The sequence below is a fragment of the Siminovitchia sp. FSL W7-1587 genome, from assembly GCF_037963795.1.
GTDB lineage: Bacteria > Bacillota > Bacilli > Bacillales > Bacillaceae_C > Siminovitchia > Siminovitchia thermophila.
Genome location: NZ_CP150169.1, coordinates 1,907,929 through 1,934,360 on the forward strand (window position 1 = coordinate 1,907,929; position 26,432 = coordinate 1,934,360).

Annotated in this window: 24 protein-coding genes; 7 read left to right on the plus strand and 17 right to left on the minus strand. The window is 44.3% G+C overall.

All coding sequences use genetic code 11. The features are described 5' to 3' along the window. Positions 1-6: 6 nt before the first annotated feature. The 11 genes from NST31_RS08820 to NST31_RS08870 form a co-directional block, all read right to left on the minus strand. A complete protein-coding gene (locus NST31_RS08820; RefSeq protein WP_077114550.1) occupies positions 7-765 on the minus strand; it encodes a fumarylacetoacetate hydrolase family protein in 759 nt (252 codons plus the stop codon). Beyond that, positions 762-1,544: a fumarylacetoacetate hydrolase family protein gene (locus NST31_RS08825; protein ID WP_339165086.1), complete on the minus strand. Its 783-nt coding sequence runs from the start codon at positions 1,542-1,544 to the stop codon at positions 762-764. Before NST31_RS08825 ends, NST31_RS08820 begins: the two co-directional genes overlap by 4 nt. 301 nt (positions 1,545-1,845) lie before the next feature. Then, positions 1,846-2,304 carry a flavin reductase family protein gene (locus tag NST31_RS08830; RefSeq protein WP_339165088.1) on the minus strand — a complete coding sequence of 153 codons (459 nt, stop codon included), beginning with the start codon at positions 2,302-2,304 and terminating at the stop codon, positions 1,846-1,848. 40 nt (positions 2,305-2,344) lie between these two features. Further along, on the minus strand, positions 2,345-3,328 hold the full coding sequence (hpaD, locus tag NST31_RS08835) for a 3,4-dihydroxyphenylacetate 2,3-dioxygenase (RefSeq protein WP_339165090.1): 984 nt from the start codon (positions 3,326-3,328) through the stop codon (positions 2,345-2,347). 12 nt (positions 3,329-3,340) lie between these two features. Then, positions 3,341-4,816, minus strand: a complete 1,476-nt coding sequence (gene hpaB, locus NST31_RS08840; RefSeq protein WP_339165091.1) for a 4-hydroxyphenylacetate 3-monooxygenase, oxygenase component — start codon at positions 4,814-4,816, stop codon at positions 3,341-3,343. 21 nt (positions 4,817-4,837) lie between these two features. After that, positions 4,838-6,358, minus strand: a complete 1,521-nt coding sequence (hpaE, locus tag NST31_RS08845) for a 5-carboxymethyl-2-hydroxymuconate semialdehyde dehydrogenase (RefSeq protein ID WP_339165093.1) — start codon at positions 6,356-6,358, stop codon at positions 4,838-4,840. A 50-nt stretch (positions 6,359-6,408) separates the two neighbouring features. Further along, a complete protein-coding gene (gene hpaI / locus NST31_RS08850; RefSeq protein ID WP_339165095.1) occupies positions 6,409-7,332 on the minus strand; it encodes a 2,4-dihydroxyhept-2-ene-1,7-dioic acid aldolase in 924 nt (307 codons plus the stop codon). A gap of 47 nt (positions 7,333-7,379) precedes the next feature. After that, positions 7,380-7,583, minus strand: a complete 204-nt coding sequence (locus NST31_RS08855) for a hypothetical protein (RefSeq protein WP_339165096.1) — start codon at positions 7,581-7,583, stop codon at positions 7,380-7,382. Next, positions 7,573-8,247 carry a GntR family transcriptional regulator gene (locus NST31_RS08860; RefSeq protein WP_339165097.1) on the minus strand — a complete coding sequence of 225 codons (675 nt, stop codon included), beginning with the start codon at positions 8,245-8,247 and terminating at the stop codon, positions 7,573-7,575. The genes NST31_RS08855 and NST31_RS08860 overlap by 11 nt, the downstream gene beginning before the upstream one ends. Before the next feature lie 683 nt (positions 8,248-8,930). Continuing rightward, entirely contained in the window at positions 8,931-10,268 is a 1,338-nt protein-coding gene (locus NST31_RS08865) for a hemolysin family protein (RefSeq protein WP_339165099.1), read from the minus strand. A gap of 458 nt (positions 10,269-10,726) precedes the next feature. Continuing rightward, positions 10,727-11,614, minus strand: coding sequence for a DMT family transporter (locus NST31_RS08870; RefSeq protein ID WP_339165101.1), 888 nt, complete (start codon positions 11,612-11,614; stop codon positions 10,727-10,729). 306 nt (positions 11,615-11,920) lie between these two features. Between NST31_RS08870 and NST31_RS08875 the strand changes: the two genes are divergently transcribed. The 5 genes from NST31_RS08875 to NST31_RS08895 all read left to right on the plus strand — a co-directional run bounded on the left by NST31_RS08875 (position 11,921) and on the right by NST31_RS08895 (position 17,592). Beyond that, positions 11,921-12,784, plus strand: a complete 864-nt coding sequence (locus NST31_RS08875; RefSeq protein ID WP_339165103.1) for an undecaprenyl-diphosphate phosphatase — start codon at positions 11,921-11,923, stop codon at positions 12,782-12,784. 523 nt (positions 12,785-13,307) lie between these two features. Next, positions 13,308-14,717: a LysM peptidoglycan-binding domain-containing protein gene (locus tag NST31_RS08880; RefSeq protein ID WP_077114534.1), complete on the plus strand. Its 1,410-nt coding sequence runs from the start codon at positions 13,308-13,310 to the stop codon at positions 14,715-14,717. Positions 14,718-15,333: 616 nt separating this feature from the next. Beyond that, on the plus strand, positions 15,334-15,846 hold the full coding sequence (locus NST31_RS08885) for a TetR/AcrR family transcriptional regulator (RefSeq protein WP_339165106.1): 513 nt from the start codon (positions 15,334-15,336) through the stop codon (positions 15,844-15,846). Positions 15,847-15,919: 73 nt separating this feature from the next. After that, positions 15,920-16,771 carry a hypothetical protein gene (locus NST31_RS08890; RefSeq protein ID WP_339165108.1) on the plus strand — a complete coding sequence of 284 codons (852 nt, stop codon included), beginning with the start codon at positions 15,920-15,922 and terminating at the stop codon, positions 16,769-16,771. Between the two features lie 122 nt (positions 16,772-16,893). Further along, a complete protein-coding gene (locus tag NST31_RS08895; protein WP_339165110.1) occupies positions 16,894-17,592 on the plus strand; it encodes a DUF2306 domain-containing protein in 699 nt (232 codons plus the stop codon). 207 nt (positions 17,593-17,799) lie between these two features. Here NST31_RS08895 and NST31_RS08900 read toward each other — a convergent pair whose 3' ends face one another. After that, positions 17,800-18,015 (minus strand): hypothetical protein, encoded by a 216-nt coding sequence (locus NST31_RS08900; protein WP_339165112.1) that lies wholly within the window; start codon positions 18,013-18,015, stop codon positions 17,800-17,802. A 362-nt stretch (positions 18,016-18,377) separates the two neighbouring features. Between NST31_RS08900 and NST31_RS08905 the strand changes: the two genes are divergently transcribed. Further along, positions 18,378-19,628: a glycosyl hydrolase family 18 protein gene (locus NST31_RS08905; RefSeq protein ID WP_339165113.1), complete on the plus strand. Its 1,251-nt coding sequence runs from the start codon at positions 18,378-18,380 to the stop codon at positions 19,626-19,628. A 155-nt stretch (positions 19,629-19,783) separates the two neighbouring features. Here the strand turns inward: NST31_RS08905 and NST31_RS08910 are convergent, their stop codons facing one another. The 5 genes from NST31_RS08910 to NST31_RS08930 form a co-directional block, all read right to left on the minus strand. After that, complete coding sequence (locus NST31_RS08910; protein WP_339165115.1) at positions 19,784-20,884, minus strand: endospore germination permease; 1,101 nt, start codon at positions 20,882-20,884, stop codon at positions 19,784-19,786. A gap of 42 nt (positions 20,885-20,926) precedes the next feature. Beyond that, positions 20,927-21,145: a hypothetical protein gene (locus NST31_RS08915; protein ID WP_339165116.1), complete on the minus strand. Its 219-nt coding sequence runs from the start codon at positions 21,143-21,145 to the stop codon at positions 20,927-20,929. Between the two features lie 4 nt (positions 21,146-21,149). Continuing rightward, entirely contained in the window at positions 21,150-22,340 is a 1,191-nt protein-coding gene (locus NST31_RS08920; RefSeq protein ID WP_339165117.1) for a Ger(x)C family spore germination protein, read from the minus strand. 22 nt (positions 22,341-22,362) lie between these two features. Next, entirely contained in the window at positions 22,363-23,940 is a 1,578-nt protein-coding gene (locus tag NST31_RS08925) for a spore germination protein (protein ID WP_339165119.1), read from the minus strand. Positions 23,941-24,046: 106 nt separating this feature from the next. Further along, positions 24,047-24,856, minus strand: a complete 810-nt coding sequence (locus NST31_RS08930) for a DUF2071 domain-containing protein (RefSeq protein ID WP_339165120.1) — start codon at positions 24,854-24,856, stop codon at positions 24,047-24,049. A 144-nt stretch (positions 24,857-25,000) separates the two neighbouring features. Between NST31_RS08930 and NST31_RS08935 the strand changes: the two genes are divergently transcribed. Continuing rightward, positions 25,001-26,401, plus strand: a complete 1,401-nt coding sequence (locus NST31_RS08935) for an FMN-binding glutamate synthase family protein (RefSeq protein ID WP_339165121.1) — start codon at positions 25,001-25,003, stop codon at positions 26,399-26,401. Positions 26,402-26,432: the final 31 nt, after the last annotated feature.

The window sequence follows — 26,432 nt, forward strand, 5'->3', positions numbered from 1 at the left end:
AGCCAATTAACGTTTTGAAAAAACTTCATCACCAACAATGTTATTGACGAGCCTGCCCAGCCCCTCAATCTCGGTTGCGACTTCATCTCCCGGAACAACATCGACGGTTCCTTTAGGCGTACCTGTCAGGATCAGATCATTTTCATCAAGTGTCATAAAGCTGCTCAAGTATTCAATTAGAAACGGAATGTCAAAAACCATGTCCTTCGTTGATCCTTCCTGTTTGAGTTCTCCGTTTACATATGTACGGAGCGCAAGGTTCATCGGGTCTGGAATGGCCGAAGCTTCGACAAACCACGGGCCAATAGGCGTGCACGTATCACGGTTTTTCACCCGTAAATTGGGACGGTAATAGTTTTCCAGGTAATCACGCAAGGCATAGTCGTTCGCAATCGTATAGCCTTTGACGTATTGATAGGCATCTTCACGCTTTACATGCTTTGCTTTTTTCCCGATGATAACGACCAACTCGCACTCATAGTGCATAAACGTAACATCTTGTGGACGGCGTGTTTGAGCGTTATGGCCAACAAATGTATTCGGTCCCTTTAAAAAGACGAGCGGTTCTTCCGGAGCTTTAAAATCAAGCTCGCTGGCATGGTCGGAATAGTTCAGGCCAAGGGCAAATACAGTTCGCGGTTCAACCGGGGGTAGCCAAACAACCTCATTATGGGAAACAAGGCGGCCGTCCAATAATTCTAGCTCGCCATTTTTTTCAGCCGCTTCATGGACAGCGCCAAAGCACGCCACTCTAGCTTTTCTCATTTCGACTCTCCCCTCTGTTCCGGAGCAATGGTATTTTCCAAGGCGCCGATTCTCGAAATCTCAATGCGGACATGGTCGCCTTTTCCGACAAGTGGTGCTCCTTCCGGAACTCCGGCAAGCAATACATCTCCCCGATTCAGCGTCATAAAGTCCGTAACATCTTCGATTAATGTTGGAATCGATCTGATCATGTTTCTCGTGTTATTTTCTTGCTTTAACTCGCCATTTATATAAACACGAATGTTGAGCTGCCCGGGGTCAACAATATCATCCTTGGAAACAATCCATGGACCAATCGGGCAAAATCCATCCCGTGCTTTTTGCTTAATCGCCGGGCGATATACACTTTCATGCGGAATGCTGACATCATTAGCGATCGTGTAGCCTTCAATATAGTCCCATGCATGCTCCGCCTTGACGCGGGTCGCCGTTTTTCCGATTACAACAGCAAGCGCCGCACCCATTTCAAGGCGTTCTTCTCCGGCAGGAAGCGGAATCGGGCAGTTACATCCCGTTAATGTATTGGCAGGTTTGATATAAAGGATCGGTGCTTTTGGTGGCTGTTTGTAAGGCGGTTGATGAAATTGTTCCCGAAATTTATCGTACTGGCCTTGATAGTTTAACAAAACGCCATAAACTGTACCACTGACAGGCGGGTTCCAGGTAATGTCTGAAATCGGCTGCTGGTCACCATGTAGTTCTACCGCAAATTCGTCCAAATTAGCCCGCACATCATCCCAAGCACCAAGCCCCCGAAGGCTGGCTTTTACAAGACTCATGTTCTCACTCCTCTTTTCTGGCCTTGATTATTTCCCTTAACGTTATGCCGCGCACTTTAGCGAAGTACTCATACATTAGGTAAAATACGATTCGGATTTGAAGAATACTCGCGAGAATTTACAAATACTCGCTACACCCGAAGACTTACGATCCAGTTCAAACAAAATACTCGCTACATCCGCAGACTACTATCCAGTTCAAACAAAATACTCGCCACATCCGCAGACTACTATCCAGTTCAAACAAAGTACTCGCTACTAAGAAATATCCCGTCCGTTTCCGGAACGGGCGGGATTTCCGTTATATGACTTTTTTATACTTTCCTTCAAAGAATCCGAGCGGCTCTCCGTCCTGGACGCGCAAATCCGTCACCTCGCCGATATAGAGTGTATGGTCTCCGGCGATTATCGATTGATGGACGTCGCATGTCAGATTCACCAATGCGTCCGGAATGACCGGCATATCGTTAAATGTGTCAAATAAGATCTTCCGTTCTTCTTTGATTTGGCCTGCGAAGTAGGCAGACATGTCTTGCTGACGCTCATTCAGAACACTTACGGCGAACGTTCCGGACTCTTTAATGAGGCGGTTCATGTTTGCTTTTTCGCCAATGGAAATAAGGACAAGCTTCGGATTTAGCGAAACAGACATGAAGGCATTCGCTGTCATTCCATGAACCGCTTCGCCTACCTTTGTCGTAATAACGGTCACCCCTGTCGCAAATTTCCCCATCGCTGTTCTAAAAAGACGATCATCCACGTTCACTCCCCCTTTTTCTTTACTCCCATATAGATCTTTTTTATATGATAAATTCAGGCTTGCGCTTTTCAAGTTTCGGCTCTTTTGTCGGCACTTCTGCTCCACTTATTACGTCCAGAACAGTTGATGCTTCGTTGAACCAACAGTCAGGCGCCGCATGTCCCCAAAATGTTTGACGCATCGGATCGTCAACGTCCCAGCGAATCGGTTTGAAGTCAGGGTCACTCGTCAAATAGTCGCCGCTGTATAACTCAATGCGATGGCCATCCGGATCCCTCAAATAGAGAAAGAAGGCATTGGATAAACCGTGGCGGCCCGGGCCCCTTTCAATGCTTTTGCTATAGCCGGAAGCGGCGAGGACGTCGCAAGCATGGATGAGCGCCAACGGATCGGGAAGCCAGAAGCCGATATGATGAACACGTGGGCCAACTCCGTTCATAAATGCTTGATCGTGAACCGTTTGCTTTCTGTGAAGCCAAGTCGCCCATACTTCCCCTTTTTTCGTATCTGTATATTCGGAGCAAGCAAATCCTAGTTCGTTCATATAGAAATGTTGGGCTTTTTCGACATCTTCGACCATGCAGTTAAAATGATCAATTCGTTGAATACGAGCCCCCCTGTACAGGTCGTACCGTTGCAACAGGCGCTCGACATGATCCATCTTGGCAAAAAACTCAAGCGGAAGTCCCGATAAGTCTTGGACCCGGAGGGTGCGGCCAAGCCCAAGCTGTTTTCCTTCCGCGATCCACTTTGTTTTATATCCCTTCTCTGTAAAAAATTCGGCAATGACATCCAGTTCAGCATTTGATGCCACTTTGTAGCTTAGTGCCTCTACCGCGGGCTTTACGGCTTTTTTCAAATGGATACTGTGGTGATTATGTTCTTCAAGTCCTCGTAAATAAAGATTCTCGGAATCTGCTTCCGTTTCAATAAATCCCAATGTATCCACATAAAATTTTCTTGATGCCTCCAGATTCGTAACGTGTAAAACAACTCTTGCACAGCGAACGATATTAAAGTTCACGATGGTTCCCCCTTATGCATTTATAAAATGAGGTTTGGCCGATTTCTCTTTTTTTAGGAAGTCCGTTACAAATTCTTTATATGGTTCTTTTTCATATCCGCTAAAATAAGTCATGCCCATTCGGATGGGATCTCCAAAGAAGTAGTATTCATAGTGTGTTTGCCTTGCACCGAACGCACTCAAAGTCAAGTCCCAGGCCAGCCTGAACAATTGTACACGCTCATAGCCATTCAAGTGCTTGCCTTGAAGTCCACGATCAAGTATGGGACCAATTTCTTCATGATTGAAGTCATCTTGCGTTGGAATGCCCATCAAGCCGGAAGCCCCCAAGATACGGACAATTTCCACAAGACGCGGGTAAATGCGCGGATACCAGTTGCGTGCCGCGTCAAGAGCTGCAAAATCTGGTGTCATGACTCCCCATTTATCAATTTTGGCATTATGTTCTGCTTTGTACATATGAGAGCGCATCGTTTCAAGAACGAGCATGATTTCTGCGCCTTTATCCTGGACATGCTGGAATTGATCAATCCCGATTGCATCCATGATGCTCAATGCGACACCGAGAATGAATTCTGTTTTGACAATATTTTTAGAAACAACCTGGTGTGACATGTGAATAACGGCATTTGTTTCTTTAAATGTCCGATTGCAGATCGCGGAATTGCCGCAAACGAAGACACGATCCCAAGGTACAAATACATGTTCGAACGATACAACCGCATCTCCTTCTTCAAAGCGGGATGAAAGCGGATGATCCCAAGTGCTTTTACCATAATCAAATGCTTCACGGCTAAGGAATTTCAGGCCGGGCGTATTATTCGGGATGGCGAAAGCCAGTGAGTACGGATCATCTTGGGCTCCGGATTTGTTGACTGTAGAGGGGAAGACGATAATTTCATCTGTAATGGCGCCCTGTGTCGCGAGCAATCGTATACCATCAACGATAATGCCGTCACTCTTTTTCTCCACAAGATGCAATGCGACATTTGCGTCTTTTTGCTCAGCCTGGGCTTTGGCGCGGTTCACTTGCGGATGAATGAGCGTATGCGTCAGGCTAAGGTCGTTTTCGCGGGCGTATTCATAATATTTTCTCGCATTATCGGCAAAGGCCGGGTCCCCTTCCGCAAAAAACTCGCTCGCCGCACCGGCCGCCATAACTTCGGCATTCATATAATCCGGAGAGCGGCCCATCATGCCGCCGGAAGTACGCGCCCATTCCTGGATCGCTTCCCGGCGTGCGATGATATCATCAATTGTTTCCGGCACTTTAAACGTCATGCCCACTTGATTTCCCGTTGTCGGAGATGTATAAAGCATTTTTTCAGGCTTTTCATATTGAAGATCGTACAAATAAGCCATCGATTGCACTACATTTTTAAATGCTGGATGCTCCGTCACATCATCCACTCTCTCCCCGTGAATGTATACGTTGTTGTTTGCCTTCTTCAGTCGTTCGATATATTCTTTGCCTGTTTTAGCTGGCATAGGACTTCACGCTCCTTCATTCTATTTTCCAAATTGGGGAATACGATGGTCGCCGATGGCAACATGTATTACTTTTGGTTCTGTGTAAAATTCCAGAATGGCGTAATGTCCGCCTTCACGGCCAATTCCGCTTGCTTTCATGCCGCCGAACGGAATTCTGAGATCCCGGACGTTTTGCGCATTAATCCAAAGCATTCCGGCTTCTACTGCCTGGGCGACACGGTGGCCGCGTTTTATGTCATTTGTCCACACATAACCGGCAAGTCCGTATTTAACATCGTTGGCATAGGCAATGACTTCTTCTTCTGTTTCAAACTCTATAACCGCCATAACCGGCCCGAAAATTTCTTCTTGGGCAATTTTCATGTCGTTCGTGGCATTGAGCAGTAGTGTAGCAGGCACATAATTTCCTGTTTTCAGCTCCTCTGGAACCGTTCCTTGAAAGACCTCGCAGCCTTCTTCCTTGGCAATTTCAATATAGCCTGTTACCTTTTCAAAATGGCCTTTGTCGATAAGCGGTCCCAACTGTGTGGCAGGATCCATCGGATCACCAATCTTAATGTTTTGAACCCTTTCTTTTAGCGCTTTGACGAATGTATCTTTAATGTTCTTATGAAGGAACACTCTCGAATTCGCCGTACAGCGCTCACCGTTAAAGGAGAAAATGCCCCAGACGGCCGCATCCAGAGCACGGTCAACGTCAGCATCGTCAAAAACGATGAGCGGAGACTTTCCACCCAGTTCCATGGAAGTCTTTTTCAATGTATCCGCAGCGTTTTTAATAATCGCTGAGCCAGTTACCGTTTCCCCCGTAAAAGAAATCGCTTCCACATCAGGATGTGCTACGAGCGTGGCTCCCGCTGTTTCCCCGAACCCATGCACGATGTTAAAAACACCTTCCGGAAGCTCCGCCTTATGAATGATTTCTGCCAGTTTATTCGCTGTAAGCGGTGACAATTCCGCCGGTTTTAAAATAACGGTATTACCTGTTGCGAGTGCCGGCGCCACTTTCCACGTTGTGAGCATGAACGGAGCATTCCACGGAGTAATTAATCCGACTGGACCGAGCGGACTGTAAACGGTATAGTTGACAAATTCGTTGTCTTGCATATAGGCTTCGCCGTGCATTCTCGTTTGCACCATACGCGAGTAGAATCTAAAGTTCTCTGCCGCACGCGCCGCCATATTCCTCGTCTGCGCAATGGGCAATCCCGTATCAAGTGATTCGAGGTATGAAAGTTCTTCTGCTTCTTCGTCGATCAGGTCGGCGATTCGTTCAATATATTTCATGCGCTCGGAAACTTTCATTTTTCCCCAAGGCCCTTCTTTAAATGCTTTTTTTGCCGCAGCCACCGCCTTGTCGATCTCCATCTTACTTCCTTTGGAAACATGGTTGATCACTTCATTCGTGAATGGACTGTGATTGACAAACCGGGCACCGCTCTCAGACTCAACGAATCTTCCATTGATATATTGTTGAATATCAGGCTGTTTTGTATGTTTTCGGATAGCTGATTGTTCCGCTGTTCTTTGTTCCAACATGTTCACCTTCCTTAATGATGATTTAAGCTTGAGGGAACTTCCCTCCCAACTTAGGCATTGATTTCGTCTTTTAGGGAAATCCCGTAGTTTTTCAACACTTGGCGAATTTCTTTTTGCAACTCTTCAGAAGGAAGGGCCATTGGCTTGCGCAACACCGGCTTGATTTTGCCCATCATGCCAAGTGCCGCTTTCGCCGGAGCCGGATTCGTATCTTTGAACAGAACATCGTTTAGCTCCATCATTTCAAAGTGCATGTCTTGCGCGCGTTGAACATCGCCTGCTGTCCACGCGTTGTAAATTTCAGCGACCTGCTTCGGGGCTACGTTGGATGTGGCGCTAATGTGGCCCGCACCGCCGATGGCCAGCATTGGATAGCAAAGCAGTTCAATTCCCGAATATAAGTTAAAATGGCGTCCCGCTCTTAATAAAACACGGTTAACGTGTTCAAAGTCTTTGTTTGATTCTTTAATGCCGATAATATTCGGGCAATCTTCCGCGAGGCGCGCAATCGTTTCCACTTCAAGGTTGACTGCCGTTCTGCCCGGAATGTTGTACAAAATAATTGGAATATCCACGGAATCGGCGATTGTTTTGAAATGATTATAAAGCGCCTGCTGATTCGGACGGTTGTAATATGGCACAATGACAAGCGCTCCGTCCGCCCCTATTTCCTGCGCCGCTTTTGTCAGTTTCAATGCCTCATTATGATTGACAGAACCCGTCCCCGGAACGAATGGAACTCTCCCTGCAACCGCTTTTTTTGCGGTCTCCATAACGGTCAGGCGTTCTTCCACCGTCAATGAGCTGGGCTCCCCGCTCGTTCCCGTCACGGAAATGCCGTGGCTGCCATTTTCAATCTGCCAATCAATCAAACTTTTAAACGTTTCCAAATCAAGACTTTCATCTTCATTAAACGGAGTTACGACCGGAGCCATGGAACCTCTTAATCTTAACCTCGCTTCTTCAAACGACATTTTGTCACCCTCCTGTTATGTTAATCCCTTTAAAATTTTCTGAACAATTAAATCATATATGATTTCATATATTTTGTCAATCCCCTAATCCTTCGTGTTGTTGTTAGCGCTTTCACATTCGTGCCGACAAGGTTCATTAAACCCTTTAGACGCAACCGGCTGCTTAGTTGCGCTTGTTCCTGAAACACGAGCATTTCACGACTCAAGACGAACGTGGAAAAAAAGAGCATTCCATGCTCTTTAGTTCTCACCAGTCGATTCCATCCTCAGCGAACGTCGTCTTTCGAAATCGTCCGCTGTCTTAAATTTATGTTCACGGACAAACATTTCCAATTCCTTTAAATCGGATTTTTTCTCCAATAAAAAGATGATTCTTTCATGTTCCTCGATTGACTCTTTTACCCGAACCGAATACAGTGTTGAACCAATTCCCCTAATGGAGTCGAGCTTTTTCCAAATCCCGGCAATCGTATCGTATAATATTTTGCTTTGGCATTCCCGGGTGATCAACTGGTGAAACTCTGCATTCAGCTTGGCAAATAAGTGGATATCGAAATGTTCAAGCGCCTCCTTCATTCGCTCATTTAATTCTTTTAACTTTATGATTTTGGCAGCTGAAATATAGGGGGCACTTAATGCCGCAGCGTACCCTTCAAGCACGCCAAGAATCTTTAGGTTATCGTAATATTCAGACTCATTTATTGGCGCAACGACTGGACCCACATTGTGTTTGTACTCGATCAGCCCTTCCGCTTCCAGTTGACGGATCGCCTCCCTAATTGGTATGGAGCTTGTCGCAAGTTCTCTTGACAGTTGATCAATGACAATCCTTTGACCCGGCGCATACACCTTTTCCACAATTCTCGCTTTAATGATTCGATAGGCTCTTTGTTGTTTATTTTCTTTTTTCATCATACTTTTATCATATTTAAAATCATATATGATGTCAATTAGAAAGTGGAAGCACTTTGAAAACTTCCCTTTCATGTATCATGCCCTGACTATGAATTTTTACTTGAAACGTTGTGTTTATCGGAATTTCGGAATAAACAATTGATTCTCTTCCAAGTGTTACCCTTTCTCCAAGCCCCAAGGCGTCACTATTTGCGTCTTGCAAACTATCCAGCGCGTTTTTTGCCAATTCATTGAGTTCTTTTTCCCTTTTAAAGATGTGGGATGTTGTAATGATACTGTTAAAAGACGCACTTCAAATTGTAAAAGGTTCAAATATCGGACAACCATCCACGCTGACAAGGATGGCATTATCAACACTGGAAATGGGTCAAGACCCGTAAGTATCACACAGTATTTTAAAGCATGTCCCGCAAAGGATACCGCATAGGCAATTCGCCAATGGAAGACTTTCTTCGCTATTGAAACAAGAGATGTATGCAGGGGAAGCAGCCCGCACATACGAAGACTTAAAAGAGAACATTGAGACATACATCATTACCGCTATACTAAACGCCTCAAACAGAAATTGGCTGGCATGAGTCCGGCTTAGTACCGTCTTCATTCCAGCCAATAGACTGCTTATCATATCACTTTAACTTTTAGGGGTCACCTCAGTGTGACAGGCGTTTTCCCTCCGAAATCGATTAACCTTCATTCTGGTATTGCAACGTCTCCAGTTTCGGGGCATTTTCTTTCAGAACCTCGACAATTTGGATTTGATGCCCATCCAACTCTTTTACTTTAAAGCTGAATCCGTCAAAATGAAGCACTTCCCCCTCTTGCGCATCGAATTTTTGCGATAAAATCCAACCACCGAGTGTATCCACTTCTTCATCTGACAGATTTGTTCCAAGTAAATCATTCACCTCATGAATGAGTACTTTACCATTGAACGAATAGTGGCCGTCCGCAATTTTTGTCACATCTGGAACCTCGTCTGCGTCAAATTCATCCCGGATTTCGCCGACGATCTCCTCAACGATGTCTTCGACGGTGACCAGGCCGGAAGTTCCACCATATTCATCCAGCAGAATTGCCATATGTGTGCGCTCCCGCTGCATCTTTAAGAGCAGCTCACTGATCGGGATCGTCTCAATCACAACGATTACAGGCTTTATGAACTGTGTAATATCCGCTTTCATATCTACCTTGGGATCCTTGATCTGTGCGAGCAGCATATCTTTTATGTTTATAATTCCAATAATGTTATCCTTGTCGCCTTCATAAACGGGATAACGAGTAAATTTGGCATCCTTGATGACCCCGAGCAAATCTTCCATTTGATCTTCCGTTGAAAACGAAATCATTTCCGTTCGGGGAATCATAATTTCCTTTGCAATCCGATTATCAAATTTAAATATATTGTTCACATACGTCAGTTCCGTCTGATTGATCTCACCGCTTTTAAAACTTTCAGAAAGAATGATTCGAAGCTCTTCTTCGGAGTGGGACACTTCGTGTTCAGCCACCGGCTCCAGACCAAACACCCTTACCAGCAGTCGGGCCGAGCCATTTAACGCCCAGATAAATGGAAACATGATTTTATAAAACCATTTAATCGGTTTGGCAACAAGCAACGTGACCATCTCGGATTTTTGGATCGCAACGGTTTTGGGCGCCAGCTCCCCCACAACGACATGCAAAAAGGTAATGATGAAAAACGCAAGCGTAACCGATAAAATATGGGAGACGGAAGCTCCGACCGCCATTTTTTGAAACAGCGGATCCAATAATGCTTTTACAGCCGGTTCACCGAGCCAGCCTATTCCCAAAGCCGTGACCGTAATGCCGAGCTGGCATGCGGATAAGTATTCATCTATGTGAGTAGTAACATGCTTGGCCACCTTCGCCCCCGGTTTGCCTTCTTCCACGAGCTGATCAACTCGTGAACTCCTAATTTTAACGATGGCAAACTCCGTCGCAACGAAAAACGCGGTTAATCCAATTAAAATGACAATCAACAATAAACTGACAACGTCCAAATGGATCACCTTTCAAAGAAAGGTGTACACCTCCTGATTAAGAAATTTTTTGTCCGGCGCGTACCCGGACATTCTTTATACATATATTATACTATTAATATGAAAAACATCTGCTTTTTTAGTGATTTATTTTGTAAAATTCTTTTTCAATTATGAAACCGCAAGCGGTCAAGGCACGTGACAACAAACGTTTCACCATCCATCGGAAAGCCATTTTTTTGTATCATCCAAAGACGGGTACCCTACGAATTTTCGACAAAGCTCTGCCATGGCAACGCCACCATTTTCTATTTTTTTAATCAATATACCACTTTTTCTTCTTTTTACATAAAGAAACCTTTGTGAACGCAGTTTTCAGAGTAGGAAGTTGCTTTATTATACGTAGAATATTCATATTTTACTACAATTGACTGTGTACGTTCCCATTTGAAAATAAAAGGGGAAACCATAAAACGGTTTCACCCTTCTTTTTGGAAAGTGATGATGACAACTCCCAGCACAATACATGCACCACCAATAAAAAAATTGGCGTTTAATTGTTCGTTTAAAAGCAACCAGCCGAGGAAAGACCCGACAATCGGCTGGAAAAAGAAAAACAATGAGCCGACTCCCGCATCCATCAGCTCCAAGCCTTTATTCCAAAGAAAGAAGGCCCCGGCAGTCGAAACAATACCCAAGTACAGGATGCTGAAAATAACGAGTGGGCTTTCATAAAAAATGTCATTGGCTTGAAGCTCCCACAGCATGGCCGGCGTCGTAAAGACGAGCGCAAATAAAATGGCATAGGTTGTGATGGTCAATGACGACAGCCGTTTTGACGCAACTTTTACGTAAACCGACAATAACGCCCACGTAACGGCCGCTCCAACAAGGATCAAACTACCCCAGAAATAGTCGCCGACATGAAAATCCCATCCGATCACAATCGTGACGCCCAATGTCGCCAGCACCATGGAAATGAGTTTTCGCGGCGTAATTTTTTCCTTTAACACCCACCTCGCAAAAATGACGATAAACGCCGGCGTAGCCGAAGTAATTAAAGATCCCGTATGGGCATCGGATAATTTTGTCCCAATAAATTGGAATGAGATGGACACAAAGTAACCGATAAATCCAATCCAGACAAGCAAAAGCCAATCTGTTTTTGCCATCATCTGGCGTTGACCACTTTTTTTCTGAACGGCAAATAAAATGGCATACAAAAAAATAAACGCAATCATGTAACGCAGCCAGACAAGTGTAAACGGCGGAATAAAATCGAGTACATATTTACTGACGACATACATACCGCCCCACATACTTGCCGCCAATGATAAACAGATCGCTCCGATGATACTTTTCTTCATAGGTTGCATACCTCCGTCTTTTATTAGGAAAATGTTGTAAAGTATTTTCCCAAGACGAGGAGGCTTAAGTTGGAAAGCGCCTATTCACCCCTCGACTCAGGATGAATAGTTGCAGGCTGGTCGTTTTCAAAAAGATCAAAATATAATCTCATCTTCTTGACACCTCCCAAACATATTGTTTCCTTCATATTACTCTGTTCATCGCGAGTTTAGCAACCTTATGGACAATTTCTCATTTTACCATCATATATTTAAATATAGAATGCTATAATGAGAGAATCCGTACAGAAAGTGAGGATCTATTTCGTGAACATTTGGGATTTAATCGTTGCATTGATACTCGGCCTTGTGGAGGGGCTGACAGAGTTTGCTCCTGTTTCATCTACGGGGCATATGATTATTGTGGATGATATGTTATTAAAATCTGCTGAATTGCTGGAATCCCAAGAAGTGGCTAATACGTTTAAAGTTGTCATCCAGTTCGGTTCGGTCATGGCGGCCGTGATCGTATTTTGGGAGCGGCTATTAAGTTTGATCGGTATTAACAAGCGCAGCTCATCAAAAGTTCCGATGGAAGGGAGTCGGCTCCGTTTAACACATGTGATTGTCGGGTTGATTCCCGCAATGATTTTGGGGCTGTTGTTCGAGGATTTCATCGATACATATTTGTTTTCGGTCGAAACGGTTCTGATTGGGCTTGTCGGAGGAGCGATATTAATGATTCTTGCTGACTGGAAAGTACAGCGGGAAGTCCGGACCAAAGGCTCCCATGAAGGCGTTCCGCTAGATGGCATCAATTACAAGCAAGCTTTGCTCATTGGTTTATTTCAGTGCATCGCCTTGTGGCCCGGCTTTTCTCGTTCCGGTTCAACCATTTCGGGCGGAGTGCTGCTTGGCCTACAATACAGGGCAGCCGCCGATTTTACTTTTATTATGGCCGTTCCGATCATGGCCGGAGCCAGCGTCGTTTCTTTGTTAAAGAAAATGGACGTGCTGACGGCGGATGTTATTCCTTTTTTTGCGGTCGGATTTATTAGTGCGTTCATTTTTGCCTGGATTTCTATCCGCTTCTTTTTGGCGCTCATCAACCGGATCAAACTAATTCCATTTGCGATTTACCGGATCTTGCTTGCCACCGTTATCATGGTCATATATATAAGTATCAGATAAGCTATAACATACGCGCGGCTTGAAGCCGGGCGTTTCTTTCGTTATACGCGGATGTTTTGCTTTATACGCGGGGATTTCACTCTATACGAGGGGATTTCTCCCTATGCGCGGGTATTTCACTCTATACGCGGGTATTTTCCTCTATACGCGGGTATTTCACTCTATACGCGGGTATTTTCCTCTATGCGCGGGTATTTTCCTCTATGCGCGGGTATTTTCCTCTATGCGCGGGTATTTCACTCTATACGCGGGTATTTTCCTCTATACGCGGGTATTTTTCCCTATTCGCGGGTATTTTACTCTATACGCGGGTATTCTCCTCTATGCGCGGGTATTTTCCTCTATGCGCGGGTATGCCCACTCATTCGCAGACATTCCCACTCACCCACGAGTATTTTCGTTTTGTACTATACAGTTTTAAGCAGCCATGGTATTCTCCCCTAATCGGAACGGTTCTTTTTATTCTTGCTGAGGTTTTTTCCGCATACATTATTCATATGAACTTGTTTAGGAGTGGATATGTATGATGATTCATGTCGTTGCACGAGGAGAGACGTTAAATGAGATCGCCCGCCGCTATAGGAGCACGATTTCACAAATTGCTTCGGTGAATGAGTTGCCGGACCCGAATCGGCTTGTTGTTGGCCAGGCGCTTGTAATACCAGTTGGGGCCATCCAACACATCGTCCGGCGGGGTGAGACACTTTGGCAAATCGCTCAACGGTATCTCGTTCCGCTGGATGCGATCGTACGTGCGAATCAATTGGCCGATCCTTCTGTCATCCAAGTAGGGGATGTGCTAGTGATCCCGGCGCGGGTACACACGGTACAGACCGGTGAAACGTTATGGCAGATCGCCCAGCGGTACGGTACGACGGTGCAGCAAATTGTCACGCAAAATCAAATTGAAGATCCGAACCTGATTACTGCCGGCACAGTACTGACGATCCCTTTTCCCAAACCTGTCATTGATGTGAATGCCTATATCATTAATATGGGAGAAACGGGTGCCCGGGAGGTACGGGAAGTAGGGGAACATCTTACTTATATGTGTCCTTTTGCCTATATTATGAAGGCTGACGGCGGACTTGAACCCATTAACGATGTGCCGGCCATTCAAGCTGCTGTTGAAGAACGTGTCGTCCCGATGATGTGTGTTACAAACTTTACTTTCCGTGATCCCGGAACGACATTGGCACATACGATCTTGTCAAGCACGGAACTCCAGGACCGCCTTTTAACCAATATCATTCAAATCATGAATGATAAGGGATATCGCCTCCTGAACATCGACTTTGAAAATGTAAGGCAGACAGACAGGGAATCATACAATCAATTTTTACAAAAAGCTGTAAATCGCCTGCATCCACTCGGTTATTTCGTTTCGACTGCTCTCGCTCCCAAAACGAGCGGAACGCAAAAGGGGCTTTTGTATGAAGCACACGACTATCCAGCACACGGAAGAATTGTCGACTTTGTCATCCTCATGACCTATGAATGGGGTTATCGACTGGGACCGCCGATGGCCATATCACCTCTCAATGAAATTCGCCGTGTCATAGATTATGCCGTTACGGTCATACCAAGAAATAAAATAATGATGGGCTTCCAGCTTTATGCCAGAGACTGGCTGCTCCCCCACGTTCAAGGGCAGGAAGCAGAAACGTTTGATATGCAGGAAGCCATACGCCGCGCGGTTGCACACGGAGCCTCCATTCAATACGATGAAAGGGCTCAAAGTCCGTTTTTCCGATACACAGACCAACAAGGGCGTCGGCATGAAGTTTGGTTTGAGGACGCGAGAAGTGCCCAAGCCAAATTTAACTTGGTAAAAGAATATGGTTTGCGGGGCATTAGTTATTGGGTTCTCGGCTACCCGTTTCCGCAAAACTGGCTCCTGCTTGAAGATAACTTTATCGTAAGAAAAACGTAGGTCTTTTACACGTTTCTTTCCAATCTCCGCATCAGCCAACTAATGAAGTATGCGGGGGTACGAAAGCTTCTCTCGTGCGCTTTATGGATGGAGTTGGCCTTCGCATATATTTGTTAATCCTCGGGGAAAATCTGGACGTTCGGAAAGCCAGCTAGTTAACGGTTTCGCTGAACCACTTAAAACGCATTCGGCTGAGAGGGCTTTATTGACTTTACGTATGAAACAGGAAACGGAGAAGCGAAAGCTTTTTGATGCCATCGCAGTAAATTTCATGCTATATCATCTGAAAAAATCACAAAAAATGATCGCCATTGATCCTAACTTGCGCCCCTTTGCGCTTATTATATCTGGAAACTGACCGTAACCTTTTTCGCCAGCTTGTAGAGAAAAAATGGGTGTTTTTTTCTACAAGCTTTTTATTGCTGTATAGGACGCCCGTCTTACCCGTCATTATATTTGAATGCCGCCGCATTGAACTAACTCAAGCACATCCTGATACAGAGCCTCTCCTACCCAAATTCATTGGCAAGAATGAATCTTGGATTGACAATAACATAAACGGAATTTATAATTTATTTATTGACTGATAAATAAAAATCGCAAAGGATGATTCTTAGTGGCTGTTCGTGAAGATAAAAAAGAGGTCATTATTGAAAATGCCGTTGGTGTTTTCTCTGAAAGGGGGTATTATAAGGCGACCACTGCGCTTGTTGCCAAGGAAGCAGGAGTCACTCAGCCATATGTATTTCACTTTTTTAAAAACAAGGAAGAGTTATTCAAAGCTGTCATTGACCGTGCTTTTAACCGGATTTATGATTTGTTTGCTAAAGTCGAGGCCCCAGCCGATCAACTGCTCGAAGCGATGGGTTGCGCATTTGCGGAGGTGGTCGAAACTCACCGGAAAGAAGTTTTATTGGTCATGCAGGCTTATGCTATTCCGGAAAAAGGAATCCGGGAACATGTCCGCCATTTGTTTTTGAAGATGTGGGAGTCTCTTACAGTAAAGTTTAACCAGGCAGGAATTCCCGATGCCAAAAATATAGCCTCCCATTTTATCAGTACTGGGCTGTTGATCACGGTAACGGAAGTATTGGATTTACCACAAATTGTCGCGGAATTGGAGCAATAAAAATAAACATTTGCTCTTTTTTTACCAAATCATTTATTTATTGATAAATAAAACGAGAAAAGAGGGTGTTTTCATGTCCAATCATCGGCTGTTTGAAGGTGAGAAATGGCTTGTTGTCACAAGTATGATCGGCTTTTTACTGGCAGCAGCGATAGCGGTTGTCATTTTGGCAAGAGGGCCAATCGTTTGGCCTGAAGGAAACTTACAGGATGCCTTTTCCTTTAATGCGGCTATTGGTATTTTTTTCTTGTCGGTCGCCGCCATTTTGCCTTTTACAGAATATAAAGAGCGCAAAAGAAAGATTGTACGCTGGATGTTTATCGTAGGGGCTTTATATGCATATGGAGTTGAAACAGTGCAGCATTTTCGTGGAATCAACCCCCGGTTTTCACGAGAAGGCTCGGTAATTGATCTCGTCGCTGGAGCACTATTTGGCGTTGTTTCTTTATTGCTGATCCTATTAGGCCTGATACTTACAGTACGGTTTTTTCGCATCAAATCAAATTCGTTTATCTTGGCAATCCGTTATGCTTTTCTCTCCGTTTTAATAGCCAATATGGCCGGATTAGTGATGAGTTTGCTGCAAGGCAGGCTCATAGGTGATACTGGAAATCTCATCGTCCTACATGGGATTGGATATCATGCGCTACAGACATTGCTTATACCCGGTTGGCTCCTGCAACACTCTCAAGCAAGCAGCCGTTTTAAAAAAGGAGGGACTCATATCGGCGGTATCGCCTGGATGTCGGCCATTGTGCTGATCGGATTACAAACCGGAATGGGACGATCGGTATTCGAGTTGACAATTCTGCCCGTGCTGGCTGCGATTATGCTGCTCGTTTGGTTTGGTATGGCAGTTCTTTCATTTGTTGTCTTTTTAGGTAAAATGAAAGAGCGGATGGATCGCAAACATCTTTTTGATTAAGAAAAAACCGAAGAGGGGGGGCAGTCTCCCCTTTGACTTATAGATTCCATGTTTCGGAATACACTTTTCTCAGCAAAACTTGTTACAATACACCTACACCGTTTTACATAGGAGGAATTTCAGTGACATTGTTTATTCTCATGAGAATACTGCATATCGTGGGAGGTTTTACGGCTTTATTTACTTTTTGGGTTCCGGTAGTGACGAAAAAAGGTGGAAAAGTTCACGTTGTTTCCGGATGGATTTATGTGATCGGCATGAGCATCGTATCTGTTTCCGCCTTTTATATGGGCGTCTTCCGCATTTTGGATCCAAGCAGTTCACCAGAACTTATTTCCTTTTCCTTGTTTTTAATTTTTATTGCGATTTTAAGCTCTTCAACAGCCTATTACGGAATTCGGGTGCTTCGTTTTAAAAGGAGGACAGAGAGGCATCGGCATTGGCTTGATGTAGGGTTTTCTGTTACGCTGTTCGTATCGGCGATTGGAATCAGCATTTACGGTTTCGTGCATGATTTTTCCTTGCTGGCTTGGTTTCCGCTACTCGGGATTTTTCTGGCATCCATCCAATTGAGGTATTGGCTCTCTAAACCGGCCCGAAAAATGCATTGGTGGTTTGAACATCTTAGCGGCATGCTCGGCTGTTCCATTGCAACAATTACGGCATTTACCGTTTTTGGAGCACCGCGCTTATTAAATATTGAATCTGTCAGCATATTGCTGTGGTTTCTGCCTACCATTCTATTAACGCCTGTCATTATTGGCCTTTCCGCCTATTACACTAAAAAATTTAATCAACCAAAAGCAAACGTGACTGGATAGAAAAAGTTTCCGTGGCCACAGCATACGTGGCAACGGACGTTTTTGTTTACATCCCAATCTTCCATTCTTTCATTTTTCGATAGAGCGTACTTCTAGCGATCCCCAGCCGTTTCGATGCTTCCTTGACATTTTTCGTTTCACTCAGCGCTCTTTTTATCATTTCTTTCTCAATGTCCTTTAATGAAAGTGATGAAGCAGGCTTCCTTTTCATAAAGCCTTTGAGTGCAGCAGGAAAATGATCTTCTGAAAGGCATTTTTTCTGCCACGGGCCAATAAAAACGCTCGTTCCAACACATTTCTTAACAACGCTTTAAAACCCTCCTTATTGTGAATAATTTCTCCTTCCGAAAGACAAGTTTGATCATCATAGGTGACTTTGTAGCTTTTCCCCATAGAGATATCTAAAGCGATGACTAATCCCAATATTTTCGCCTCGCTCTTCTTGATTATTTGAAAGATCTCCACTTATTCATTTCGATTCCAATTTCCTATACACGAGCTCTATGGCCCCAACATACTTAAACCTGATTCAAAAATGAAAGTGAAGAAGCCCAGTTTATCATTCGGATTCGCAATCCCCGAGGCTTTGGTCGGACTTTCTTTCACTTCTCACTATAACTCTAAAAAGAAATATAGTGGGCAAAGTCATCCGTCGATGACCTTACCCACTAATCCTAGCCTGTTTTTCATTTTATAAAAATCTCCCTTGCTTGTTCATAACAACAATCCAGCCGAATATACATGGTGTATGAGCGATTACCGATTGCAAGGAAATGGGGTGCCGTATGTTTATTTATGTCGTAAAAATAGGAGATTCTTTATTCTCTATCGCGGCAAAGTTCCGGATTACCATGGAGAGTTTGCGAATAACGAACGGCTTGAGGACGGACCGGCTTGTTCCCGGACAGGATTTATTGATTCCCTCCAATTTGTATATCGTCCAGCCGGGGGACAGCCTCTTCTCAATTGCTCAACTGGCATTCGTCCCGGCGGAAACGATACGGCTATATAATGGATTGCCATCTGATCAACTAACGATAGGTATGGAGCTATACTTGCCTCCACGGGAAAAGTATTCTGAAGAAGGACTAAGTTATTTAACGCCTTCCACCCCTGAAAGAAACCGGAGGAATGTACAAACCTTCGCGCCGCTTATCTCCAACTTCGGCATTTTTGAATACCACATTTTACCAAATGGCAGTTTAAGTACCTTGAACGATGAGCAGCTTATTAGTCTTATTTGGGAAAATAAGTCAAGGCCGATCGTCGTCATCACCAATTTGACAGAAACCGGGTTCAGCCCCGAACTGACGAGAAGAGTGTTAAACAATCCCCAACTAAGACAGCGCGTCATCGACAATATATACAACCTCATGAAAAGCAAAAGATATGCCGGGGTCAATGTCGATTTTGAAAGGATCCTTGAGAGTGAACGGGATTTATATACAGGCTTTTTGGCAGCACTCCGAGATCGCTTAAGACCGGAAGGATACCAGCTTTCCGTCGCCGTACCCGCCAAAACATCCGATGATATTCCATGGCTGCGGGGCTTTGACTATGGAGGGATCGGCGCCGCGGTGGATTTTGTCTTTATCATGGCCTATGACTTTCATGAAGCGAGCAGCCTTCCTGGTCCGGTTGCTCCCATAACAGAGGTGCGAAAAACGCTGGATTATGCACTGACTAAAATGGGACGAGATAAAATTGTGCTCGGAGTTCCACGGTACGGATATAACTGGACCATGGCCAATGGGGATGTGATAAGCGCAAGGGCTTTTTCCGTATCCAATGCCATTGCGACTGCGATGAGATACCAGGTCCCTATCCAATACTCCGCCGAATTTGAACAGCCGTACTACACTTACTGGGATGAATCAGGCAAAAGGCATGTCGTTTGGTTTGAAGATGTAAGGGCGCGCGCCGCCAAGTTTCAACTGGCAGTCCAATACCGAATCAGAGGTGTCGGCTCATGGCAGCTTGGACTTCACTTTCCACAATCCGGGTATCTTGTACGAGAATTTTTTAAAAAGAGATAAAAGCATTACCCCAAATGGCGGACGTGAAAGCCAAGACCGGAGCCACAATAGAGATTCACACATAAAAAAACACTTCAGGCGAATGAGAGGCCTGAAGTGCTTTTTGTTGAATCTAGGTATTATTTGACTCAAAATATATTCACGTTCTTTAAACGTCATTTTTGCGTTTTTGGCCTCACTTTCTCCCTTCGGAAAAAAGCGATCATCAGCAGGAGCGCCGGAATAATCACCTGAACAAAAACCGAAAAAAACGGAAATACAACAACTAAGTAATGAGTTAAATCCATCATGCTCTCCTCTGCCCAAAAAGAAAATTGCACGACAAAGATCCCCACAGGCCATATAATCGGCCGATAATCGGAAAGATTCAGCCATTGAGCTGTTCCCAATACGCCCGCATAGTAAAACACGGATATTTTAACAAATGCGCCTACAATCCATACAGCCATCACAACAGCTTCCATATTTTCGAAAAAACCGGATAATTTTGCATAGCGGACAACATTCATCAAAGGGTACACCTTGTTGGCGGTCGTAGCTCCCAGTACAAAAAGAACAAGTAAATCAACGAACACAATTGTTATCATGACGCTTAATACCGCGGTCATTCCATACTTCATTCCTTTTTTCTTATCTGATAAAAAAGGAAGCAGAAAGGCAATTAAGAAAAATTCCGCAAACCATCCAGCCGGCGCAACTGAGCCCTTAAGAGGCGGCACTATCCCTTTATCAAGAACCGGCAAAATATTCCCGAATTCAAAATCCCTAGCCAAAAACAAAATGGCGGCGAAAAGGGGCACTACCAAGAGAGGGAAAAGCAGTTGGCCAGCTCTTCCCAGTACTTCCAAACCCCCGTGTATACAAAAAGCGCAAAGTAACACCATTAATGAAATCACAACAATCTGAGGTGTTTTAAACAAAAAAGAGGAAACTATAAATTCGCTGTATGATCTCGTTATCAATCCTGTACTTTGGATATAAAAGTAAAGAATAATGAAGCCGATTACTTTTCCGGGTATTCGACCGGCGATGTCTTCACAAATTTGAATGGCTGTTTTTCCGGGATATATATTATGAAGCCGGACTGCAATATACACTGTCAAAAAACCAATAAAAGACGAAATAGTAGAGGATATCCATAAATCATTCCCTGCATATTTGGCTGTAATAGCAGGCATCGAAAGGATCGCTGTGGCAAGAATGGTAGGATAAAGCAGTATGGCCATTTGTAAAGCTGAAATTTTTCCTTTTTCCATTACGTCCACTTCCCTCACCAAAATGATGAAACAGCATGCGCTTTATAAAAACTTGCCAAGCGGTTGAAATATGACTTCCACTAGTGTGACGGGACCTTTCAAATGTTGAAGATCAAACATGGATAATAGGAGTGCAATCATGAGTAGAACGATAAAAGCCGCTTTATCTCTCTTGGAATTTTGTTTCATTTTTGGCCATTGTAGGAACATGATCACCAAAACGATCATCATTGTGCCAAAAAAACTTCCCCATGCCATCATGCTTTCACCTTTCTTGTGTTTTTATCGGTTTATGAATGTATCCCGGCCTGCGAATGTGTGCTTCTATGACCAGTTCCGTTTTTACATGTGGGAACATTTCTTGCCAGCGATTTTCAACTTTTTTCCACTGTTCGGGATACTTCCGGTGGAACTCCCTCCCAAAATGAACGATATCCGCTTCCAGCTTTTGTGATTCGTTTATAGCTGCTGTCACTCTCTGTTTGATCATTTGCCGATAGGCTTGTTGAATCTTTTTTTCGGAGGTTTTGTGAGACAGATCCAAATCTGTATTATTTTGAACGACCATACCTTCTGTTTTAATATTTACGATCATTTTCCATTCCCCGCCTTGAATTTTTGGAGTTAAATTTACTCTCGTCAATACCGGCACGATGGATACTACCCCTTGTTCATTTTTCGGTTTGACATTAACAGTGTACTCTTCAATTTCTCCTCTCAGCCATAGTAATCCCCTTGTTGTCGATTCGGAAATTTTGCCAACCATACTCTCATTTTTAAATACGGCAATTCCATGTATATTTGGTAATTTTGAGATTTTCCCCGCACTTGTTTGTTCATTTTTTAATTTTAAATAAGGGAGACCAGCACCTTGGTCTTCATCCGTAATCATTTTCTCCAAATCCTGAAGTGTGATGGTCAGACCATGACCTGTATCAGCCTTCTTATGAATCGTTTCCGCCGAATAGCGCTCTATAACCGCTTTTTGCTCGATTATGCTCTTTGCTTTTCCTTCACTAACAAACATAGAAGCCCGTTCCCTTGGCTGCGGATGCCGAAGAAGGAAATCCAGATAATGTTGTATCCCGTCTTTTGCGGCAGCTGTGCCAAAAATAAATACTTTACAGCTGCCCCAAAAGATCCTGCGCGGCAGCTCTGCTTCCAGCTTCGACAGAGCATCGGCCATATTCTTCCCTTTGTGAGATACGACCATCGTTGTCTGCCCACCACCGCTCTCTGCTCCGCCGCCGCCTCCTTGACTGCTTCCACTCAATGACTTTGGAATAAAGATCTCTAGGGAAATTTCCACCTGCCCGTCATCATGTTTATCAATCGCCGTTGCTGTCACAATAGATAGTTCGTCAATTTCCACCTTATCCCAGCAGCCACCCAATAAAACAATCATGGCCAGCAAAATGATACAAACAACTGCCTTTCTTATATATGGGCTCCTCATGCTATTTTCCTCACTTTATTCCTTAATCTTCGGTTTCCCCACCCCTTAGCGGACCCGGCTTTTGGTTTGGTGCTTGCCGATATTCGTTTATATCTTTTTCGAAATGTGGGCGCTTATCCATCATCCATATAGGCGCCCTCCACAGGACGTCTTTCAATTCGTGCTTCTTCAGCGGCGCCAGCGGTGCCAAGTAAGGTTCTCCAAAAGATCTTAATGTACATAAATGTATGATAATGGCCAATATCCCCATCATGATGCCGAGCAGGCCCAGAGTCGCCGACAGAATGATCATTGGAAAGCGAAGAAGCCGTATAGAATATCCCAGAATATAATGGGGGTACATGAAGGATGCGATTCCTGTCGTCGCCACAACAATCACCATCGGAGCCGACACCAATCCTGCCTGAACTGCCGCTTGCCCAATGACGAGGGCCCCGACTATACTGACCGCGGCGCCAATCTGATTAGGCAGCCTGACACCCGCTTCACGCAATGCTTCCAGCATCAATTCCATGATCATCACTTCTACTAATGCAGGAAAAGGAACGCTTTCTCTCGAAGCCGCAATACTGAGCAGCAAAGGGTCCGGTATCATTTCCTGATGAAAACTCGTAATAGCTACATAAAGGGAAGGAAGCACAAGTGAAATAAACAGAAATATATAACGGAGCCAACGAATAACCGTGCCGATAATGTAACGTTCGTAATAATCGTCAGGCGCCTGCAGCATTGAAAAAAACGTAATTGGCGCAATCAAAGCAAATGGAGTCCCTTCTGCCAAAATGGCTACCCGTCCTTCCAGTATATTGGAACTGACCACATCCGGACGTTCGGTTGCCATTAGTTGAGGAAAAGGGGAGAATGGATTGTCTTCAATCATCTCTTCGACATAGTTAGTGTCAATAAAGCCATCAATATCAATTCTTTTTAACCGATTTTCAACTTCTTTAATTAATGTCGGGTTTGCAATCCCGTTAATATAAGCCAACACAACGCTGGTTTTTGAATATTTGCCTAATTTGATGGATTGTATTTTAAGTGCGGGACTTTTAATAATGCGCCTCAGCATGGCCGTATTTACCTGAAGAGATTCAATAAATCCCTCACGCGGTCCCCTTAACACTTTTTCAGCCTCGGGCTCCTCTATCGCCCGGGATTCAAACTTCGTTAAGCCTAAAGAGAGGGCTTGTTTCTCCCCCTCCATCAGCAAAATGGAGCTGCCTCCCGAAATGGATTCGATGCAATCTGCCCATAGGCTCAGTTTCTTTGTCTTAGATACGGATATGTTGTTTTCAATAAACCCAATGCTTGGTTGCTGCGGCTTTGGGTCCTTTTTCTGCATCAATGGAGAAATCACATGATTATCAATTTTTTCCGTATCGGTAAGCCCCTCAATATAGATAATCATCGCTTGCACATTGCCAAACAAACGGAACTCCCGAAATACGACATCGGAACAATTGTTGTAAATCGAACGGAATAATTCAACGTTTTTGTTGAAATCTTCAAACAGAGCCTCTTTAGGCTTGGGAATTTGCACATGATTCGCCGGTTGTTTTTTGCGTTTTTTCCTTAACAACTTCTGCACATTCCGAATCAAGCCAATTCCCCTCCATTCAACCTTTCTTTTATCTTTTTACAAATGGGATTTTTTATACAGTGATAACAGAAACTGTTATGAGGATTTTTGAAAAATGAACAGAAGGCTAGTCCATCTTTAATCTTTTTCCATTCCACATCAGTGAATCCACTCCTTGCGAGAAATGAGCGATGGGAGGATCGTTGGAAACACGAATATCGAATGGGGAAAAGAGAGTATGTTGATTGATATGAACATCTACCTTTTTCAAAGGCCATGGAAGATGATGTATGTCGCCATGATAAATATCTTTTCCGTTCCGGGTTGTATAAAAGCAATATCTTTCGGTAAGCCAATGTTCAAGTGTTCCACTCTCGGCAAAATAAGTATCGTTGGCCGGGATGCAGCTTCCATCAAACGCCAACGGATTGCCCGCTTTTCGGACACTTCTATATTGGATGGCACCGTTTCTTCCAGTCCGTACTTCTATGTTTGCCGGATTGTACGGCAAGCGATACCATCTTTTCGCTATGTTGAGGGAAGCCCAGTCGTCTACATCAAGAGAGAGAAAAAACACACCAGGTTTCCCTTTATAAGTGACGTATGTACGGACATTCACTTCGGGAAAAGACGGAACAACAGAGAACGGCAGCCCGCGAAAATAAATCCCCTTCATTGTAAACGCCACGATCCCCATCCAGGCAAAACCTTCAAAAGTATCAATCTCCAACTCAGGCGGAAGATGCGGCCTTATCAATCGGGGCTTGATGGGCCAATGGAGAAACAATACGTTCCTCCAAACTTGGCGCATAATCCACTTATTGGAAGGCAGCGGCCAAGGCCGGTGTTCGACCTTTTTATCTATGTTCATTGTATCGTTTTGCTGTATGTTGGACTTTGTAGCCGTTGCAAGTATGCCTTTTTTATATATGCCCATTTTTCGTTTCCTTCCCATCTTGATTGAGATTAATTTGCTCGAATGACCAAGCTTCTATGCCAAGCTTTCTTATAGACATAGTTTTTTCGGTTCTGAGTCATAATAAAAGGACACATCTCCTAAAACTTGCTGGAGGACTGGAACATGCCGATTATGTTGTCCTATATAACATTTGGAATCGTCGCCTTTTTATTGATGGCATTTTTATTGCTGATCATTGGCTGGCGTTGGATAATGAAACAAATCGTAAAACAGGTCGGAAAAATCATTTTCACAGACAGCTACCAAGAAAATATTATTGAATTATTGCCTGGTCTAAAACATATGGGTATTCAAAATACGCTCGAGAATAATTTGCGAGCGGAAACGGGAGATATTCTGAACAGGCCGCTTGGATCTTCAAAAAGCTGGCCCCACTTTGATCCAATTACCTTTATTCCTGCCCAAACGACACCTTTTGCGGTATCCACCGAAGAAGAAGTCGATGTAAGTGTCACCATTGGACCAAAGGCCAAAAAGCCAATGAAGATCAAAATTCCTCTCATGATTGGCGGAATGGCTTATGGAGTGGGACTTAGCGAAAAAGCAAGAATCGCTTTGGCAACAGCCGCCAACAATTCTGGAACAGCGCTTAACTCAGGTGAAGGCGGCATTTTATCAGAGGAATTAAACGAAGCCGGAAAATACATTTTACAGTTTTCCAAAACCGAATGGGGAAAAGATGAGCAGATTATTAAGCGTGCAGACATGATTGAAATTAAGCTGGGGCAAGGTGCAAAATTGGGGATGGGTTCTAAAATATCACCCGAAAATCTGACGGGAAAAGCCCGCAAAATCATGGGATTGCAAGAAGATGAAGACGCCATTATCCATGAACATTTTTTCGATGACCAAACAATAAAAGACCTCAAGGAGCTTGTTGATGAACTTCGAAGTTTAACGGGCGGTGTTCCCATAGGGGTAAAAATAGGAGCCGGCGGAAAAATTGAAGAAGATATTGATCACTTGCTGGAAATGGGTGTTGATGTTATCGCGATAGACGGGGCGCAAGCCGCCACACATTCCAGCCCGCCAATTTTGTCGGATGACTTTGGCATCCCGACGTTGCACGCGGTCGTCCGGGCATCCAATCATTTAAGAAAAAGAAAAATGCAGAAGCGGGTAAGTTTAATTATCTCTGGTGGACTTTTGGTCCCCGGCCACTTTTTAAAAGTGCTTGCCCTCGGAGCCGACGCTGTTTACTTGGGATCGGCCATCCTTTTCGCGCTATCACATACGCAGGTCACCCGGGCATTGCCTTTTGAACCGCCAACTCAAGTTGTTTGGCACGAAGGCAAGTTCAACAACCAATTTAATATGGAGGAAGGCGCTAAAACGACCGAGAAATTCTTGTCAGCCAGCACGGAAGAAATCAAAATCGCCTTAAGAGCGATGGGAAAGCGATCCTTGAGCGAGCTTTCCAGAAGTGATTTGACCTCATATGATGAGTTAACCGCGAAGATGATCGGAATTCCGTATACGTTTCGGCCATGGAACGGGGGATGAAGACGGAAGGCTGTTAAGACGGATATAAAGC

Excerpts from the sequence above, each read along its gene's own strand:
- NST31_RS08820 (WP_077114550.1), bottom strand. The coding sequence starts at position 765 with ATGAGAAAAGCTAGAGTGGCGTGCTTTGGCGCTGTCCATGAAGCGGCT.
- NST31_RS08825 (WP_339165086.1), bottom strand. The coding sequence starts at position 1,544 with ATGAGTCTTGTAAAAGCCAGCCTTCGGGGGCTTGGTGCTTGGGATGAT.
- hpaB (WP_339165091.1), bottom strand. The coding sequence starts at position 4,816 with ATGCCAGCTAAAACAGGCAAAGAATATATCGAACGACTGAAGAAGGCA.
- hpaE (WP_339165093.1), bottom strand. The coding sequence starts at position 6,358 with ATGTTGGAACAAAGAACAGCGGAACAATCAGCTATCCGAAAACATACA.
- hpaI (WP_339165095.1), bottom strand. The coding sequence starts at position 7,332 with ATGTCGTTTGAAGAAGCGAGGTTAAGATTAAGAGGTTCCATGGCTCCG.
- NST31_RS08860 (WP_339165097.1), bottom strand. The coding sequence starts at position 8,247 with ATGATGAAAAAAGAAAATAAACAACAAAGAGCCTATCGAATCATTAAA.
- NST31_RS08870 (WP_339165101.1), bottom strand. The coding sequence starts at position 11,614 with ATGAAGAAAAGTATCATCGGAGCGATCTGTTTATCATTGGCGGCAAGT.
- NST31_RS08880 (WP_077114534.1), top strand. The coding sequence starts at position 13,308 with ATGATGATTCATGTCGTTGCACGAGGAGAGACGTTAAATGAGATCGCC.
- NST31_RS08890 (WP_339165108.1), top strand. The coding sequence starts at position 15,920 with ATGTCCAATCATCGGCTGTTTGAAGGTGAGAAATGGCTTGTTGTCACA.
- NST31_RS08905 (WP_339165113.1), top strand. The coding sequence starts at position 18,378 with ATGTTTATTTATGTCGTAAAAATAGGAGATTCTTTATTCTCTATCGCG.
- NST31_RS08910 (WP_339165115.1), bottom strand. The coding sequence starts at position 20,884 with ATGGAAAAAGGAAAAATTTCAGCTTTACAAATGGCCATACTGCTTTAT.
- NST31_RS08915 (WP_339165116.1), bottom strand. The coding sequence starts at position 21,145 with ATGATGGCATGGGGAAGTTTTTTTGGCACAATGATGATCGTTTTGGTG.
- NST31_RS08920 (WP_339165117.1), bottom strand. The coding sequence starts at position 22,340 with ATGAGGAGCCCATATATAAGAAAGGCAGTTGTTTGTATCATTTTGCTG.
- NST31_RS08930 (WP_339165120.1), bottom strand. The coding sequence starts at position 24,856 with ATGGGCATATATAAAAAAGGCATACTTGCAACGGCTACAAAGTCCAAC.
- NST31_RS08935 (WP_339165121.1), top strand. The coding sequence starts at position 25,001 with ATGCCGATTATGTTGTCCTATATAACATTTGGAATCGTCGCCTTTTTA.